We start from the raw sequence: 16,088 nt of genomic DNA on the forward strand, positions 1-16,088 counted from the left end.
CCGGGCGCCCCGGATAACTGGACAAGGAAGCAGCGATGTTTTCACTGACTACCCGCTCGGTGCATGGCGCGCCGACCGGCTGCCTGCAGACCGCCCAGGGCTGCTATCCGATCGCGGCATCGGCCCGGGCGCTGGGGTTGGACGCGATGCCGGATGCCCTGTTCGGCCTGTTCCGCGACTGGGCCGCGCACCAGCCGCGGCTGGCGCGCATCGCCGCCGCCGAGGACGAACTGCGCGCGCTGGCCGTGCCGGCCGATGCGCCCGAGCTGGCGCCGCTGCAATATCCCGGCAAGGTCCTGTGCGCCGGCGCCAACTACTACGACCACCTGGCCGAGATGAAGGTGCCCGATGCGCACGACAAGTCCGCGCAGCGTCTGTTCTTCTTCTTCAAGCCCGCGCGGCAGGCGGTGGTGGGGCCCGGCGCCACCGTGCGCATTCCGCGCGGCTGCCAGTCCTTCGATTGGGAGATCGAACTGGCGCTGGTGATCGGCCGCGAGGCCCGCGCCATCGCGGCCGCAGACTGGCGCGAGCATGTCGCGGCCTATTGCGTGGCGATCGATTTTTCCGCCCGCGACCTGAACCGCGCGCCCGAGACCTTCTACAAGTTCGACTGGGTCGCGGGCAAGGCCCACGACACCAGTTGCCCGCTCGGCCCGTTGGTGCCGGCCGCCTTCATTCCCGACCCGCACGACCTGGCCATGCGCCTGGACGTCAATGGCGACGTCCGGCAGGACGCGCGCACCTCCGGCATGATCTTCGACATCGGCGAACAACTGGCGACGCTGTCCCGCATCATGACGCTGGAGCCCGGCGACGTGGTGCTGACCGGCACTCCCGCGGGCGTGGGGGCCGCGCGGCGAAGCTTTCTTGCCGCGGGAGACGTGGTCAGCGCCCGGATCGAGTCGCTCGGCGGCCTGCGGGTGGAGATCCTGCCGCCCCTGGACTGACGGCACGGGGGCGGGCGCCGGCCTCCCGCTCCCGCGCCTCCAGCCCCGCTATCTCGTGCACCACGTCCAGGAAGTGGCCGACCGCCGGCGAGACCGGGCGATGGGCATGGGTGATGACGCCCACCGGCGGGATGGTCAGCGGCAGGGCGAAGGGCAGGATGGCGAACAGCCCCTGGTCGCGGTAATGGGCGGCCACCCGCCCCGGCACGACGGCCAGCATGTCCGACTTCTGGATCACGGCCTGGCTGAGCAGCAGTGACGCGGTCTCCACGCGCGGCCGGGGTACCGCCACGCCGGCCTTCACGAACATCTGCTCGAACTGGGGCCGCATGGGCGCGAACTCGGTGGGCAGTATCCACTGCGACGCGGCCAGCTGGTCTACCTGGCGCTGGTGTCGGTGATCGTGCTGGCCGCGCGCCAGTTGGAGCGGCGGCTGATCCTGCCGGGGACGCGGCGCTGACGTATCCAGCTGCGTCGGGACTGCACGCGTATTTGTTGTTGTATTCATTTTTGATTATATTTAATACAACAATCTAGCCAGGTTCTGACCATGCCCCGATCAACGACCACGACGATGACCGTTCGTCTCAGTGGAGCCCTCAGCGACTTCGTCGCTTCCAACGTGGGTGAGCACGGCGCGTATGAGAACGTCAGCGAGTATGTGCGCGACCTGATCCGTCGCGACAAGGAACGAACAGAGGCACAGAGTTTCGAGCGCCTCAAGGCAGAATTGACTCGCGCCTACGCGGCACCGGAGTCGTCATATCGGCCGCTTACCGCGGCTGACGTCATCGCGCGCAATCAGCCCTGAGAATGGCGAAAGCCCGCGCCGGTATCCGGGTCCAGGAGTCGGCATCCTACCGGCTGGACGAGATCTACCGTTACACCCGCCATCGCTGGGGTGCCCAACAGGCCGATCGCTACATTACCGGCATGTTCGAAGCCTTCGACGGAATCGCCACTCACAAGACGACATCGCGCCCCATTCCGGCAGAGTTCGGCATCGACGGATACTTCTTCCGCTATGAGCGGCACTTCGTCTACTGGCGCCTGCTTCCGAACGGAGACATAGGTATCGTGACCACCCTGCACGAACGAATACACCAGATCGATCGCATGCGAGAAGACTTCGGCTTGTAGCAGGAAGCACCGGGTGCCGGTTCAGATCACCCCGTAGCGCGCCCGGTACGCCAGCACCGCCTCGCGGTGCTGTTCGAATTCCCCGCCCCCGCCGCCCTGCTGGATCATGTCCAGGATGTCGTCCAGCGAGGCGATGCTGACCACCGGGCAGCCGTTGGTGCGCACCACGTCCTGCACCGCCGAGTGCTCGGACAGGGCGTCGTCGGGACCGACCCGCTCCATGCGGTCCAGCGCGATCAGCACGGCGGCCGGCTTGGCCTTGGCGGCCTGGATCAGGCGCACCGATTCGCGCACCGAGGTGCCGGCCGAGATCACGTCGTCGATGATGACCACGCGGCCTTCCAGCGGCGCGCCAACCAGCGAGCCGCCTTCGCCGTGGTCCTTGGCTTCCTTGCGGTTGAACGCGAAGGGCACGTCGCGGCCGCGGGCCGCCAGCGCCACCGCGGTGGCGGTGACCAGCGGGATGCCCTTGTAGGCCGGGCCGTACAACATGTCGAACTCAACGTCCGAGGCCAGCAGCGCCTGGGCGTAGAACTCGGCCAGCCGTCCCACGGCCGCGCCGCTGTTGAACAGGCCGGCGTTGAAGAAGTAGGGACTCAACCGGCCCGCCTTGGTCGTGAACGCGCCGAATCGCAGCACGCCCAGTTCGGTGGCGAAGCGGACGAAATCGGTACGGAAACGGCTCTCGTCGATCGAGGGCTCGGTGTCGGCGGGACGGGGGGCGGTAGCGGTCTGGGGCACGGCGGTCACGGTACGAAGTCACAACGGCACGGGGGAAGGCCTTCCCCCGGCGGCGCGATGGGCCAGCGTGATTGTAAAACGGCTCGGGGCCCCCGGGCGAATCTACTTCAAAACGTCCCGTAGCCAGGCGGCGCACTTGCCCGCCTCCTCCACCGGCCAGTCCACGGTCAGGGCGGTATCGCCACGGCGCAGCTCGATATGGATACTGCGCCCGGAGCCGCCGCGGCCCCCCAGCAGGCGCGACCACCAGCCGCCATCGGAGACCGAGGCGCGGCTGGCTTCCTGGCCGTTGACCCGTGCGGCCGGGGCGGCAAAGGCCGGCTCCGGGGCGGCCACGGGGGCGGCCGGACCGGCCGCGGCGGCCGCACGGACGGGGGCGCGGGCGGGGGCCGCCTGCGCGGCCGCCTCAGCCGGGCCTCCCGGCGCCTGGGGCTCCTTGCGCGTAATGGTTACCTGGTCCGCGCCGGGAATCTCGCCGCCGGCCAGGCGGGCCGCCAGGTTCTGGCTGAATTCTTCCCACATCCGGTCGGCCTTGGTCTTCATGACGCTCAGGCCGAAGGTGCCCAGCCGGCCCACGACGTCGACCGTGACCTTGGTGCGCAGCTCGGTCTGTCCGTCGGGCAGCGCCGTCAGGAAGATCTCGCTCTGCTGTTTCAGCGAACTGGCCACCGAGGAGTCCTCGCCGGTGCCTTCGGCGCGCAGGTATTCGGGGGCGCGCTGCTCGACGATGCGCGTCCTGAGCTTGAACTTGGCGCTGATGAAGCTGATCTTGACGTGGATGACGGCGTTGTACTCGACGTCGCTGACCACCTCGATGGACTTCATCCCGGGCACGCAGCTGGCCATCACCGTGGGATCCAGGAGCATGTCCCAGACCTTGGCGGCCGGGGCCGCCACCGTTAAGACTTTTTCAATTTCCACGCATTTTCTCCGAAGCGTCGAGGATGGACTCGACGATCTGGGCATAGCCCGTGCAGCGGCACAGGTTGCCGTTCAGTCCTTCGCGGACCTCGTCGGCCGTGGGCCGGGGGTTGCGCTCGAGCAGATGGCAGGCCGTCATCAGCATGCCCGGCGTGCAGTAGCCGCATTGCAGGCCGCCGCATTCCATGAAGCTCTGCTGCAGGGGATGCAGTTCGCCGCCCTTGGCCAGGCCCTCCACCGTCGTGATGCTGCGCCCGTTGGCCTGCACCGCCAACGACAGGCAGGACTTGACCACCTCGCCGTCCACCAGCACCGAGCAGGCGCCGCAGATGCCGGTCTCGCAGCCGCGCTTGGTGCCGGTCAGGTTCAGGTCGTCCCGCAGGAAATCCGACAGCATGCGGCGCGCGGGGACTTCGGCACTGTGCTTTTCACCGTTGACAGTGACTTCGATCAGGTGCTTGCTCATGATTCTTCCTCAGTCCGTGGCCAGCCCATACAGCGCGGCGATGGTGCGCCTGGCGACCACCCGCACCATGTCGCGGCGGAATTCGTCCGAACCCCGCGCGTCGGAAACGGGCTGGATGTCGGCCGCGACGATGTCCGCGGCTTCGGCGGCCACTTCGGACGTGATGGTCTTGCCGGCCAGGAAATGCTCGGCGCGCGGCACGCGGCAGGGGATGGGCGTGGACGCGCCCACCGTCAGGACGGCCTCGCGGCAGGTGCCGCCGCTGCGGCGCGTGGCCAGCGACAGACCGATCAGCGGCCGATGCTCGGCGGCGGTGCGCAGGAAGCGGGTGTACCGGCCGGAGAAGTCGGCCGGCGGCGCCGGCACGCGGATCTCGACCACGATCTCGTCGGGTTCGATGGCGGTCACGTAGTAGTCCACCAGGAATTCCTCGATGGACAGCTCCCGCTGGCCGCGCGCGCTGCCCAGGACAACGCGCGCGCCCAGCGACATCAGGCAGGTGGGCGGATCGGTGGACGGATCGGCATAGCAGAGGTTGCCGCCCATCGTGCCCTGGTTGCGCACCTGGGGATTGGCGACCTGGGCCGCCATGGCCGCCAGCATGGGATAGTGCTGCTTCACGACGGCCGAATCGGCCACGTCCGTGTGGCGCACCAGCGCGCCTATGCGCAGGCCATCCACGGGATCGAAGCGGATCCCGCGCAAGGCCTCGATGCGCGCGACCGAGACGATGTGCGAGGGCACCAGCATGCGCTGGCGCATGGCCAGCATCAGCGCCGTGCCCCCGGCCATGACCCGGCAGTCCTCGCCCAGGTCCGCCAGCATGCGGCTGGCCTCGGCCACCGATGCCGGCTCGAGGAAATCGAAATCACGCATGGCGGGAGCCTCCTTGTTCCTGTTCGCGCGCCTGGCGCAGGGCGCGCAGGCCCGCCAGCACCTTCTCGGGCGTGATCGGCAGGTCCGTGATGCGCACGCCGATGGCGTCGTAGACCGCGTTGGCGATGGCCGGCGCGCCCGGCAGGATGGCCGTCTCGCTCGCGCCCTTGGCCCCGTAGGGTCCGTTGGGATCGTTGGACTCCACGATGCCCGAGCGCAGCAGCGGGATGGAATCGGCGGTGGGCATGTTGTAGTCGGCGAAATTGCCGTTGGCCAGCCGGCCGTTCTCCAGCTGCAATTGCTCGTACAGCGCCCAGCCCATGGCCTGCGCCGCCGCGCCGTTGCTCTGGCCGTGGACGGCCAGCGGGTTGAAGGCCTTGCCGCAGTCGTCCGACACATAGGAATCCAGCACCGTGACCCGGCCGGTCTCGGTGTCGACCTCAACCTCGACGGCCTGCGCCGCGTACGAATGCGCCGGCGCGATGTTGCCGTGGACGTCGCCGTGCATGACGGTCTTGGCATCCCAGGTGGCGCTGACCTGGATGCCCTCGCCGTCATGGCGCCAGATGTGCAGCTTGGCGATCTCGGCAAGCGTGACGCGCCGGTCCGGCGCGCTCCGGACGCGGATGAAGCCGTCCGCGATCTCGAGCTCGCCGGCGCTGGCCTCCAGCTTCGGGGCGGCCACGTCGAACAGCGCCTGGCGCGCCTTGCGGCCCGCCAGGATGGCGGCATTGCCGGCGGCGATGGTCACGCGCGAGGCCAGCGTGCCGATGGCGTAGGGCGACACGTCGGTGTCGGGCGGCGACACGTGCACGTGGTCCAGAGGAATGTTCAATTCGTGGGCAACGACCTGGGCCAGCATGGTCATGGCGCCCTGCCCCATGTCGCATTCGCCGCTGTGGACCACCACCCGGCCGTCTTCGTTGATCTTGACGACCACCGTCGAGCCGTCCCAGTTGCCGATGGTGCGGTTGCCGCTCACGTGCATGGCGGCCGCCATGCCGACGCCGCGGCGCCTGGTCCCCTGCCCCCGCTCCTTGCCGGCGCGCCTGGCGCGCCACTGGATGGCCTCGACGCACTGGTCTATGCATTCGCGCAGGCCGGTGCTGCCTATCTTCCATCCGTGGATGGAGGTCTCGCCCGCCTCGTGCGCGTTGCGCTTGTGGACGTCCACGGGGTCCAGGCCGAGCTTCTCGGCCATCATGTGGATGTGGCTGTTCGAGGCGAACTGCATCTGCGCGCCGCCGAAGCCCCGGAAAGCGCCATGCGGCGGATTGTTGGTGTAGACCAGCGTCGCGTGCGAGCGCACGTTCTTCAGGCGGTGCATGTTGTCGCTGCGCATCGCGGTCACGTGCATGACCTCGGCCGACAGTCCGCTGTAGGCGCCGCATTCCGCGATGATGCGCACGTCCTTGGCGACGATGATGCCGTCCCTGGTCATGCCCAGCTTCAGCGTGACCCGTTCGGGGACGCTGGAGCAGCAGGCCAGGAAATCCTCCAGCCGGTTGTTGACCAGCCGCACGGGCTTGCCGGTCTTGACCGCCAGCAGGCCGGCGATCAGGCTGTTCGCGTCTTCGACGATCTTGCCGCCGAAACCGCCCCCGGTGGTGGCCTGCATCACGCGGACGCGCGACACCGGCATCTCCAGCGCCGCCGCCAGGCGCAGGCGCGCCTGGTACACGGACTGCGTGGACGTCCAGACCTGCAGGCGGCCCTCGGGATCGATGGTGGCCACGGTGGCCATGGGCTCCAGGTAGCCGGGATACTGCGAATGGCAGCCGTACGTGGCCTCGTAGACGAGATCGGCCTGCGCGAAGCCGGCGTCCACGTCGCCGATATGGAACTGGATCTCGTGCGAGATGTTGTTGCGCCCCGGATGCACGCCGGGGGCTTCCTCGTCCAGCGCTTCCTCGGTCGTCAGGATGGCCGGCAGTTCCTCGTACTCGACCTCGATGAGGTCCAGCGCGTCGCGCGCGATCTCTTCCGTGGCCGCCGCCACGGCGGCGACCTCCTCGCCCGCGAAACGCACCACGCCCTCGGCCAGGATGCGGCGCTCCTTGTGATGCACGCCCCACATCGTGCGGGGCGCGTCGGCGCCGGTCAGCACCGCCTTGACGCCCGGCAGCGCCCGCGCCGCCGAGACGTCGATGCGGACGATGCGCGCATGCGGATAGGGGCTGCGCAGCACCTTGCCGTGCAGCATGCCCGCGACCTTGACGTCGCCGGCGTACTGCGCGCGGCCGAGCACCTTGGCGCGCGCGTTGACCTGGGGCGTGTCCTTGCCCAGCGTGGATGCGTTCATCCCGACCTCCTGTTTCCGGTCCTGCATATCCCGGCTTACTGGGCCTTGATGCCCAGGGACTTGATGATGCCGCCGACCACTTCGTATTCGCGCGCGTTGGTGCGTCCGAGTTCGGCCGGTTCGCCGCCGTGTGGGAACGCGCCATAGGTGGCCAGCTTCTGGACCACGTCCGGCTGCTTCAGGATTTCGTTCAAGTGGCCGTTGAGCAGCTTGACGACGTCGGCCGGCGTGCCCTTGGGCGCGAAGAAGCCGTTCCAGGCGCCCACCACGATGTCCTTGTAGCCGGACTCCACGAGCGTCGGGATGTTGGGCGCGAGCGGCGACCGCTTGACGTCACCGATGGCCAGCGGCACCAGGCGGCCGGTGGCGAAGTATTGCGTGACCGGGCCCAGCGTGACCCAGGCGGTATCCACATGGCCGGCGACGACGTCGGTCACCGAGGGGCCCACGCCGCGATAGGGCACGTGCTGGATCGACACCCGGGCCTCGCGGTTGAGCCATTCGGCGATCACGTGCATGGGCGAGCCCGCGCCCGGGCTGGCGTAGGACACCGTCTTGCCGGCCTTGGCGGCGTCGATCATGTCCTTGACCGTCTTGAATCCGGTCTTGGGATTGGCCACCAGCACCAAAGGCTGCACGGCGGTCTGGTTGATGGGCTCGAAGCCGTTCAGCACGTCGTAGCTCTGGGCGGGAGACAGGCCCAGCACCATGGGCGCGGTGGTGAACGGGTTGGGCGTGAACAGCAGCGTGTAGCCGTCGGGCGCGGCGCGTCCGACATAGGCGTTGCCCACCGTGCCGCCGGCGCCGCCCTTGTTCTCGACGATGACGGACTGCTTCAGGCGTTCACCCAGCTTCTCGGCGAACAGGCGCGCGATGGCGTCGGTGTCGCCGCCCGGCGGGTAGGACACGATGACGGTGATCGGCTTGGCGGGGTAACCGGCCGCCTGGGCAACGCCCAGGCCGGCACAGCAGGCGGTGATCGCCATGGCGGCGGCAAGCATCTGGCGGCGATAGAGATTCATCACTGGCTGCGAAGGGGACGATCGGGTACGGATAGGCATGAACATCAATTCACTAGTGAAACGTCTGTTCACTCAGGAAACGCGATCATCCGCTTTTCTTGTTGATGCATCAACACTAAGATTGTACCGATTGACAAGTCAGGACAAAATTTTCTTGGATTTCGAAATATTCAATCAAACATAACGATTCGGGCGGTATGAAATAATCCTCCGTCCTACTCCGGAATCCTCTAGCCGACCGCCATTCATGCCCCCGAAAAAGAAGGCCTCCCTCCGCGCCCCGTCCACCGGCGAGCACCCATGGACGGACATCGACGAACAGGGAACCGGCCTGTCCGTGGACGACTTCATCACCACGCTGGTCGTGCGTACCGGCAACTCGCTGCGCCGGGTCGTGACCCTGCCCTATTCCGACCAGTTCGGACTGACCATGGCCGAATGGCGCATGCTGTCGGTGGTGGCCGAAGCGCAATGCCTGCCGTTCTCGGAATTGGTCACCCGCTCGGAAACCGACAAGTCGCTGGTCAGCCGCGCCATGCGCCTGCTGGAGACGCGCGGCCTCGTCATCCTCGAACCGGTGGCGGGCTCGCCGCGCCGCGGGCTGAGCTGCCGGCTTTCGCCCGACGGCCAGGCCCTGTACGATCGCGCCATGCCGGTGGCCCGGCGTGCCCAGGCCGCCATGATCCGGGTGCTCGACAACGAGGAACGCGAGGTGCTGTACCGGACGCTGCACAAGCTGCGCCGCGCCTGCCACGACGAGGAGGGACCTCCCGACGAGTGATCCCGGCACCCCGCGGACGCACCGCGTAGAATTCGGCCAGTCATCCGTTTTCCAGGAGCCGGTCTTGCTGCGCATCGTTTCCATCAACCTCAACGGTATCCGTTCGGCCTCCCGCAAGGGCTTCTTCCCCTGGCTCGGCGCGAGCGGCGCCGACGTCGTCTGCCTGCAGGAGCTGAAGGCCCAGGATGCCGACCTGACCGACGACATGCGTCACCCGCCGGGCTACGAAGGCCATTTCTTCCCGGCGCAGAAAAAGGGCTACAGCGGCGTGGGCGCCTACGTGAAGCGCGCCTGCGAATCGGTCATCAGCGGCTTCGACAAGGAAGAGTTCGACGCCGAGGGCCGCATCCTGCGCATCGACTGGCCGGGCCTCTCGGTGGTCAGCGCCTACCTGCCCTCGGGCAGCAGCGGCGACGAGCGCCAGCAGGCCAAGTACCGCTTCCTCGATCGTTTCGCGCCCTGGCTCACGGACCTGATGGACGAGCATCGCCGCACCGGCCGCGAATTCGTCATCTGCGGCGACTGGAACATCGCACACCGGGAAATCGACCTGAAGAACTGGAAAAGCAACCAGAAGAACAGCGGCTTCCTGCCCGAGGAACGCGCCTGGCTGACCAAGGTGTTCGACGAGATCGGCTGGGTGGACGTGTATCGCCGGCTGCATCCGGAAACCACCGGCGAGGCATATACCTGGTGGAGCAACCGGGGCCAGGCCTGGGCCAAGAACGTGGGGTGGCGCATCGACTACCAGATCGCCACGCCCGGCATCGCCGGCACGGCGAAGGCGGCATCCATCTACAAGGAAGAGCGGTTCTCCGACCATGCCCCGCTGACGGTCGACTACGACTGGAAGCTGGACTGAGGCCACCGCGCGACGCGCCGCCATGGATATCCGCCACCTGCGCTATTTCATGGCCATGGCCGAGGGCGGCAGCCTGTCCGAGGCCTCGCGCCGGCTGCACGTGGCCCAGCCCGCGCTGAGCCAGCGGCTGGCGGACCTGGAGCAGGAACTGGGCGTGCAGCTGTTCGTGCGCGGCCCCAGCGGCATCGCGGTCACCGAGGCCGGCACGGAACTGTACGCGCGGGCCGCGGCCATCGTGAAGCAATTGGAATCGGCCCGCGCGGCGGTGCGCGAGAAGGCGGGACATGCCCAAGGCTCGGTGTCCATCGGCATCCTGAAATCCGTGGCGCCCATCGTCGCGACGCAGTTGTACCTGGCCATCAAGCAGGAACTGCCGGCGGTCACGCCGGAGATCGTGGTCGGGTATTCCGACGAGTTGCGGCAGCGGCTGCGCGCCTCGCAGCTGGACATCGCCATGCAGGTCCACGCCGCCCACGAGAAGTGCGCGCCCGCGACCCTGCTCTACCGCGAGCGCCTGTGCCTGGTCGGGCCCGAGCCGCTGGCCGGCCTCCATCCTGGTCCGATCAAGCTGGAACAACTGGCCGGCATCCCGCTGATCCTGTCGTCGATGCAGCCCAGCCACCGCATGCTGCGCGAGGAAGCCGCCCGGCGCGGCGTGGCGCTGGACATCGTGGGCGGCATCGAGGACTCGAAGGCGCTGCTGGACATCTGCGCCACCGGCGCGGCCGCCACCCTGCTGGCCGAATCGGTGGCCGCGCGCCGCGCGGGGAGCGCCGGACTCGCGCACGCGCCGCTGGACGAGCCGCGCCTGACGCGCCAGGTCGTCGTGACGCTGAACGACAACGTCATGAAGACGGGCGCGATCATCGCGGCCGAAGCCATACTCGCGCGCCTGCTGCGGGAGCGCCTGCAGGCGACGCTGCCCTGACGCGCCGGCCGCGTCAATCGGCCGAGATGTGCGCCGACTCGATCACGCCACGCCAGCGGGCCGCTTCCGCGGCGATGAACGCGCCGAATTCCGCCGGCGTGCCGCCAGCCGCCTCCGCCCCCACCGACGCCAGCCGCTCCTTCACCTCGGGCCGCGCCAGCGCCTGGTTGAAGGCGGCATTCAACTGGTCGACGATGGCCGGCGGCGTACCCGCGGGCGCCACCAGGCCGACCCACCCGCGTATGTCCACGTCGGGCAAGCCCGCTTCGGCCAGCGTGGGCACGTCCGGCAGCGCCTTGAGCCGGACCGGCGACGCGACCGCCAGGGCCTTGATGCGGCCGGTGGCCAGCCCGGTCAGCGCGGCGGCTGAACCGGCCAGCGCCGCATCGATCTGGCCACCCGCCACATCGGTCAGCGCGACCGAGATGGTCTTGTACGGAACGTGCCGCAATTGCAACCCGAACGAGCGGCTCATCAGTTCCACGCCCAGGTGCGCGGGCGACCCCGGGCCGGGCGTGCCGTAGGTGATTTCTCCCGGCCGGGCCTTGGCGTAGGCGACGAACTCCTTCATGTTGCGCATGGGCAAGTCGCGCCGCACGACGAAGACCGGGCTTTCCGTGGTCATCTGCACGACGGGCGCGAGATCGCGGCCGAGGTCGAACGGCGCCTGCTTGCGCAGCGCCGGTATCGCGCTCAGCTGCATGGTGATCATGCCCAGGGTGTAGCCGTCCGGCGCGGCCTTGATCAGCGCGCCCAGGCCCAGCGTGCCCTGCGCGCCCGCGCGATTCTCGACGACTACGGGCTGGCCCAGTCTTTCGGCCACGGCATCGGCCAGGCTGCGCGCGGCCGTGTCGGCCGGGGCGCCCGGCGCGCCGGGAACGATCAGGCGTATCGGCCTGGCCGGCCAGGCCTGGGCCTGCGCGCCGGCCGCGCAGGCCGCCAGCGCCAGCGCCATGGCCCGGGGGAATATCGGTTTGCTTCGCATCGTCTCTTCCATCTCTGTCGTCAAGGGTGGTCCGGTCATGCCACGGCGGTCGGCGCGGGGTTCGTCTCCATGAGGTCCAGCATTTCGCGCGCCAGCCTTTCCATCAATCCGGCCTTCAACGTTGCCACCGCCGGGTCGTGCCACAGGTTGCGGGTTTCGTGCGGATCCGCGGCGCGGTCGTACAGCTCTCCCCATTCGACGCCGCGATAGACACTGAGCCGGTGTCCGGCCGTCAGCAGCGTGCGCATGCGCACCGGTGCATCGAAGCCGAAATAGGTCCGCTGGCCATCCTCTTCGATCACGACGGCCTCGCGGTCCGCGCCGCCGGCCCCGCGTCCGTGGACCCCGGCCAGGAACGACCGGCCCTGGATGCCGTTGTAGGCCGGCACGCCGGCCCGCTCCAGTATGGTGGGCGCGATGTCGATGGTCGACAGCAGTCCGCGATGCACCCTGCCCGCCTGCCCGGCGGGATCGCGCCACACCAGCGGTGTGCGGATGAGGCTGCGGTAGTGCAGCGAACCCTTGAACAACAACTGGTGGTCTCCCGCGAACTCGCCGTGATCGCTGGTGAACACCACCACGGTGTCGTCCTCCAGTCCGAGCGCACGCAGTTGCGCCATCACCCGGCCGATCTGGGCATCGATGAAGCTGAGCGACCCCTGGCCCAGCGCGATGGCTTCCCTGGCCTCGCGCTCGGTGGCGGCGAAGCATGCCATGGTGTGCTTGACCGCCTGGCCCCGGTCGCGCTGTTCGCGCAGCCAGCGCAGGTGCGGGGGAGGATCCTGGGAATGGAAGGATGCGGGCAGCTCGACCTCTTCTGGCTTGTACATGTCCCAGTAGCGCCCCGGCGGCGTATAGGGATGGTGCGGGTCCGGGAAGGAACAATAGGCGAAGAAAGGCCGTCCGGCCCGCTTGGCCGCCCGCAGGCGCTCGATGGTCCGGTCGGCGATCCAGGCCGTGGGGTGGCAGGCCTCGGGTAGCCTGGACCGCCACGCCTGCCCGAACGAGGTCAGCACGTAGTCGGGCGCGGGCAGCGCGTGTCCGGGGCCGACGCGCTCGGCCAGTTCGGGATGATAGGCGCGCAGCCAGCGGCGGTAGTGCCCTTCGGCCTGGTCGCCGTGCTCGATGGCCAGCTCCACGTGATCGAAGCCGTAGAACGGCGTCGTCACCGCGGCCTCGTCGTTCCCGTGCCAGGTGGCCACGCACTCCTGCCGGTAGTCGCCGGGAAAGGCAGCCTCGGCATCCCGTGGCCAGCGCGGCGCGCCCGGCGCCGGCAGCGGCGGCTTGGCGGTCATGTTCTGCAGGTGCGACTTCCCGATCAGCGAGGTCATGTAGCCCGCTTCGCGCAGCGCGTCGACGAAGGTACGCGCGCCCAGCGAAAGCGGAATGCCGTTGTGGCGCACGCCATGGACCGAGGGCATCCGGCCCGTCAGCAGGCTGGCCCGGTTCGGCATGCAGATGGGCGTGGCGACGTTGCAGTCGTCGGCGCGCCAGCCCGCCCGGGCCAGCGCGTCGATATTGGCGGTATCGATGCGGTCATTGCCATAGCATCCCAGATGCGAGGCGCACAACTGATCGACGATGAAGACGAGGAAATTGGGTTTCATGGTGCCTGCGGCAGCGTAAGCCTGCGGGCACTGTAGAGCGCGGCGGCGGGGCGCGGGTACTACCGTCTCGCGAAGGGGATATAAGAAAACACAATGGCGGCGCCGGACGCGATCAGGAGCATGGCGCATCCGCCTTGCCCGGCATCGCGCCGCCGGCCAGCCAGCCCAGGATGCCGGCGCGATGCTGGTCCAGCGCCGGAGCCGTGCCGGATGGGGGCGCCCATTGCCCGGAAAAGCGGACCGGAAAACGCAGGTCCAGCCCGCCGTCGGAATGGCGTTGCACCATGCCTCGCGCGCGCACGTGCGCATCGTCGAACCATTCATGCGGCAGGGGCACCGGCGACCACGGGATGGCCTCCGGGTCCAGGACCGCGGCCCACTGCGCCAGCGTGCGGGAAGCGATCAGCCCCTTCAGGCGCGACGACAGCTCGCGTTTGTTCGCCAGCCGCCCCCGGCGCGTGCGGTATTCCGCCGCTGCCAGCGCCGGACATAGCGGCGCGAGCACGTCGGCCAGCGCCAGCCAGAACTTGTCCTCCAGGATGCCCAGGACCAGATGGCGGCCATCGGCGGTGCGGAACACGTCGTTGTCGGGCATCACGTGGTCCAGATCCTCCACGTCCGTGCCGGTGCGGACCAAGGCATCGATGCCCGGCGCGGTCCAGGCCGTCATCGCGTCCTGCAGGGACAGGTCCAGGTGCTGCCCGCGCCCGCTTTCCCTGGCGGTCATCATGGCCACGACCAGCGCCAGCGCCGCATACATGGCGCCGCAGTAGTCCGACAGGCGCACGCGCGGGCGGGCCACCACGTCCTCGACCTGCGACGGCACGGCCCAATAGCCGGCGCCCGCCAGGAAATTCATGTCGTGTCCGGGCCGGCCGGCGTAGGGCCCGTCCTGTCCGTAGCCCGAGATCGAGCACATGACCAGCGCAGGATTGACCGCGGACAACCGTGCATAGCCCAGCCCCAGGCGCTCCATCACGCCGGGCCGGAAATTCTCGATCAGCGCATGGCTCCTGCCGGCCAGGCCGAGCAGTATCTCGCGGTCTCCGGGCCGCTTCAGGTCGAGGGCGATCGACAGCTTGCCCCGGTTGTACTTGGCGAAAGTCTCCGCCCCCAGCGCCCGCGCCGCGTCGCCGCCGTCCGGCCGCTCCACCTTGATCACGGTCGCGCCCAGCTGGCCCAGCATGAAGGCCGCCTGCGGCCCCGGATGCAGCTGGCCCAGGTCGAGCACGACGCGGCCGCTCAGACAGGTGGAGGCGAACATCGGCGTCTCCCGTTCAGGCCAGGATGGACTTGGCGATGGTGTTGCGCTGGATCTCGCTGGTGCCGGTCACGATGCGGTACAGGCGCAGGCGGCGGAAGATGAATTCCACCGGGTGGTTCTTCGTCACGCCGACGTTGCCGTGGATCTGCATGGCCTTGTCGGCGATCTGGAAGCAGGTCTCGGAAACGAAGAGCTTGCACATGGACGCCTCGCGCCGCACGTCCTGGCCGCTGTCCGCCAGCGCGGCGGCGGCCTTGACCATGCCTTCGCAGGCATAGAGCCCGGTGGCCATGTCGGCCAGCATGTGCTGGATGGCCTGGAAGCGGCTGATGGGGCCGCCGAACTGCTGGCGCGTCTTGGCATAGTCCAGGGCCAGCCGATAGGCCTGCCGCGCCAGGCCTATCATCGTCGGACAGTGCAGCAGGCGGTTGACGCTGACGCGGTCCATGGCGATGCGGAATCCCTGCCCTTCCTTGCCGATCAGGTTGGCGCGCGGCACGCGCACGCCGTCGAACACGATGTCGGCATCGACGTGCTGGCCGGTCATGGGCAGGCAGTCGTAGGTCAATGACACGCCCGGGCGGTCCAGGTCGACGAAGATGGCCGAGATCCCGTCGGCGCCCTTGTCCGGGTCCGTCACGCACATGATCACGGCGAAGTCCGCGAAGGTCGACGCGCTGATGTAGTGCTTGTGGCCCGTAATGACGTAGTCGTCGCCGTCCACGACGGCCCGGGTGCGGATGCTGGCGGCGTCCGAGCCCGATTGCGGCTCGGTCATCGCGAAGCACGAGCCCTTCTCGCCCCGGACCACGGGCAGAATGTAGCGCTCGACCTGCTCGGGCGTGGCGTGGCGCACCAGGTTGCCGATGCGCGACGGCCCGCCCCAGTCTCCCAGCACGTGCGGAAACAGGATGGCGCCCGAGGCGGCCACGTCGTCCTTGAGCAGGCACAGGTCGGATACCGACAGCCCTCGGCCCCCCAGCTCGGGCGGCAGTTGCGGGCCGTACAGGCCCAGCTCCCGCGAGCGCCGCCAGACCTTGCGCACGGTCTCCTTGCTGAACTTGTCTTCGTAGGTGAAACCGGACGCCCGCTCGAAGGGCAGCAGTTCCTCCGTCAGGTAGCGCCGCAGCGTGGCGCGCAGTTCGTCGATATCGGTCTTGCCCTGGGAATCGTCCACCATGCTCTCCTGGTTTTGCCGGGATTATTGACAGGCGGAAAGGGGAAGAAGATTATCGACAGAACAATT

General features: G+C 68.6%; 17 protein-coding genes. 6 read left to right on the forward strand and 11 right to left on the reverse strand.

Annotated features, from left to right (window positions below; all coding sequences use genetic code 11):
* The first annotated feature begins 35 nt into the window (after positions 1-35).
* Positions 36-947 carry a fumarylacetoacetate hydrolase family protein gene (locus ABD104_RS17560; protein WP_343927951.1) on the forward strand — a complete coding sequence of 304 codons (912 nt, stop codon included), beginning with the start codon at positions 36-38 and terminating at the stop codon, positions 945-947.
* Here ABD104_RS17560 and ABD104_RS17565 read toward each other — a convergent pair.
* Entirely contained in the window at positions 886-1,455 is a 570-nt protein-coding gene (locus ABD104_RS17565) for a LysR substrate-binding domain-containing protein (RefSeq protein WP_343927952.1), read from the reverse strand. The two genes, ABD104_RS17560 and ABD104_RS17565, sit on opposite strands and share 62 nt — an antisense overlap.
* Positions 1,456-1,521: 66 nt before the next feature.
* Here ABD104_RS17565 and ABD104_RS17570 point away from each other — a divergent pair, with 66 nt between their 5' ends.
* Together ABD104_RS17570 and ABD104_RS17575 are read left to right on the forward strand one after the other, a co-directional pair.
* Complete coding sequence (locus tag ABD104_RS17570) at positions 1,522-1,758, forward strand: ribbon-helix-helix domain-containing protein (protein ID WP_343927953.1); 237 nt, start codon at positions 1,522-1,524, stop codon at positions 1,756-1,758.
* Between the two features lie 2 nt (positions 1,759-1,760).
* The gene (locus tag ABD104_RS17575) at positions 1,761-2,087 is read left to right on the forward strand and encodes a type II toxin-antitoxin system RelE/ParE family toxin (RefSeq protein ID WP_343927954.1); all 327 of its coding nucleotides are present in this window, start codon (positions 1,761-1,763) and stop codon (positions 2,085-2,087) included.
* A 21-nt stretch (positions 2,088-2,108) separates the two neighbouring features.
* Here the strand turns inward: ABD104_RS17575 and pyrE are convergent, their stop codons facing one another.
* From pyrE to ABD104_RS17605, 6 genes are all read right to left on the reverse strand, one after another.
* Positions 2,109-2,780 (reverse strand): orotate phosphoribosyltransferase, encoded by a 672-nt coding sequence (pyrE, locus tag ABD104_RS17580; protein ID WP_087839095.1) that lies wholly within the window; start codon positions 2,778-2,780, stop codon positions 2,109-2,111.
* A 150-nt stretch (positions 2,781-2,930) separates the two neighbouring features.
* Positions 2,931-3,749: an SRPBCC family protein gene (locus ABD104_RS17585; protein WP_343927955.1), complete on the reverse strand. Its 819-nt coding sequence runs from the start codon at positions 3,747-3,749 to the stop codon at positions 2,931-2,933.
* Entirely contained in the window at positions 3,739-4,215 is a 477-nt protein-coding gene (locus tag ABD104_RS17590; protein ID WP_087838826.1) for a (2Fe-2S)-binding protein, read from the reverse strand. The genes ABD104_RS17585 and ABD104_RS17590 overlap by 11 nt, the downstream gene beginning before the upstream one ends.
* Before the next feature lie 9 nt (positions 4,216-4,224).
* The gene (locus ABD104_RS17595) at positions 4,225-5,091 is read right to left on the reverse strand and encodes an FAD binding domain-containing protein (RefSeq protein WP_343927956.1); all 867 of its coding nucleotides are present in this window, start codon (positions 5,089-5,091) and stop codon (positions 4,225-4,227) included.
* On the reverse strand, positions 5,084-7,393 hold the full coding sequence (locus tag ABD104_RS17600) for a xanthine dehydrogenase family protein molybdopterin-binding subunit (RefSeq protein WP_343927957.1): 2,310 nt from the start codon (positions 7,391-7,393) through the stop codon (positions 5,084-5,086). Before ABD104_RS17600 ends, ABD104_RS17595 begins: the two co-directional genes overlap by 8 nt.
* A gap of 35 nt (positions 7,394-7,428) precedes the next feature.
* Positions 7,429-8,415 carry a Bug family tripartite tricarboxylate transporter substrate binding protein gene (locus tag ABD104_RS17605; protein WP_343927958.1) on the reverse strand — a complete coding sequence of 329 codons (987 nt, stop codon included), beginning with the start codon at positions 8,413-8,415 and terminating at the stop codon, positions 7,429-7,431.
* 247 nt (positions 8,416-8,662) lie between these two features.
* Between ABD104_RS17605 and ABD104_RS17610 the strand changes: the two genes are divergently transcribed.
* The 3 genes from ABD104_RS17610 to ABD104_RS17620 all read left to right on the forward strand — a co-directional run bounded on the left by ABD104_RS17610 (position 8,663) and on the right by ABD104_RS17620 (position 10,986).
* The gene (locus tag ABD104_RS17610) at positions 8,663-9,196 is read left to right on the forward strand and encodes a MarR family winged helix-turn-helix transcriptional regulator (RefSeq protein ID WP_343927959.1); all 534 of its coding nucleotides are present in this window, start codon (positions 8,663-8,665) and stop codon (positions 9,194-9,196) included.
* Between the two features lie 64 nt (positions 9,197-9,260).
* Complete coding sequence (locus tag ABD104_RS17615; protein WP_343927960.1) at positions 9,261-10,058, forward strand: exodeoxyribonuclease III; 798 nt, start codon at positions 9,261-9,263, stop codon at positions 10,056-10,058.
* Between the two features lie 22 nt (positions 10,059-10,080).
* Positions 10,081-10,986: a LysR family transcriptional regulator gene (locus ABD104_RS17620; protein ID WP_343927961.1), complete on the forward strand. Its 906-nt coding sequence runs from the start codon at positions 10,081-10,083 to the stop codon at positions 10,984-10,986.
* A 13-nt stretch (positions 10,987-10,999) separates the two neighbouring features.
* Here the strand turns inward: ABD104_RS17620 and ABD104_RS17625 are convergent, their stop codons facing one another.
* The 4 genes from ABD104_RS17625 to ABD104_RS17640 form a co-directional block, all read right to left on the reverse strand.
* Complete coding sequence (locus tag ABD104_RS17625; RefSeq protein ID WP_343927962.1) at positions 11,000-11,971, reverse strand: Bug family tripartite tricarboxylate transporter substrate binding protein; 972 nt, start codon at positions 11,969-11,971, stop codon at positions 11,000-11,002.
* A gap of 35 nt (positions 11,972-12,006) precedes the next feature.
* Entirely contained in the window at positions 12,007-13,578 is a 1,572-nt protein-coding gene (locus ABD104_RS17630; RefSeq protein ID WP_343927963.1) for a sulfatase family protein, read from the reverse strand.
* A 112-nt stretch (positions 13,579-13,690) separates the two neighbouring features.
* Positions 13,691-14,842 carry a CaiB/BaiF CoA transferase family protein gene (locus tag ABD104_RS17635; RefSeq protein ID WP_343927964.1) on the reverse strand — a complete coding sequence of 384 codons (1,152 nt, stop codon included), beginning with the start codon at positions 14,840-14,842 and terminating at the stop codon, positions 13,691-13,693.
* 13 nt (positions 14,843-14,855) lie between these two features.
* Entirely contained in the window at positions 14,856-16,022 is a 1,167-nt protein-coding gene (locus tag ABD104_RS17640) for an acyl-CoA dehydrogenase family protein (RefSeq protein WP_343927965.1), read from the reverse strand.
* Between the last annotated feature and the right edge of the window lie 66 nt (positions 16,023-16,088).

The organism is Pigmentiphaga daeguensis (assembly GCF_039523035.1).
GTDB lineage: Bacteria > Pseudomonadota > Gammaproteobacteria > Burkholderiales > Burkholderiaceae_B > Pigmentiphaga > Pigmentiphaga daeguensis.

Coding starts and splice junctions, on each gene's coding strand:
- ABD104_RS17560 (WP_343927951.1), top strand. CDS start 36: ATGTTTTCACTGACTACCCGCTCGGTGCATGGCGCGCCGACCGGCTGC.
- ABD104_RS17565 (WP_343927952.1), bottom strand. CDS start 1,455: ATGAATACAACAACAAATACGCGTGCAGTCCCGACGCAGCTGGATACG.
- ABD104_RS17570 (WP_343927953.1), top strand. CDS start 1,522: ATGACCGTTCGTCTCAGTGGAGCCCTCAGCGACTTCGTCGCTTCCAAC.
- ABD104_RS17575 (WP_343927954.1), top strand. CDS start 1,761: ATGGCGAAAGCCCGCGCCGGTATCCGGGTCCAGGAGTCGGCATCCTAC.
- ABD104_RS17590 (WP_087838826.1), bottom strand. CDS start 4,215: ATGAGCAAGCACCTGATCGAAGTCACTGTCAACGGTGAAAAGCACAGT.
- ABD104_RS17595 (WP_343927956.1), bottom strand. CDS start 5,091: ATGCGTGATTTCGATTTCCTCGAGCCGGCATCGGTGGCCGAGGCCAGC.
- ABD104_RS17600 (WP_343927957.1), bottom strand. CDS start 7,393: ATGAACGCATCCACGCTGGGCAAGGACACGCCCCAGGTCAACGCGCGC.
- ABD104_RS17605 (WP_343927958.1), bottom strand. CDS start 8,415: ATGAATCTCTATCGCCGCCAGATGCTTGCCGCCGCCATGGCGATCACC.
- ABD104_RS17610 (WP_343927959.1), top strand. CDS start 8,663: ATGCCCCCGAAAAAGAAGGCCTCCCTCCGCGCCCCGTCCACCGGCGAG.
- ABD104_RS17620 (WP_343927961.1), top strand. CDS start 10,081: ATGGATATCCGCCACCTGCGCTATTTCATGGCCATGGCCGAGGGCGGC.
- ABD104_RS17625 (WP_343927962.1), bottom strand. CDS start 11,971: ATGCGAAGCAAACCGATATTCCCCCGGGCCATGGCGCTGGCGCTGGCG.
- ABD104_RS17630 (WP_343927963.1), bottom strand. CDS start 13,578: ATGAAACCCAATTTCCTCGTCTTCATCGTCGATCAGTTGTGCGCCTCG.
- ABD104_RS17635 (WP_343927964.1), bottom strand. CDS start 14,842: ATGTTCGCCTCCACCTGTCTGAGCGGCCGCGTCGTGCTCGACCTGGGC.
- ABD104_RS17640 (WP_343927965.1), bottom strand. CDS start 16,022: ATGGTGGACGATTCCCAGGGCAAGACCGATATCGACGAACTGCGCGCC.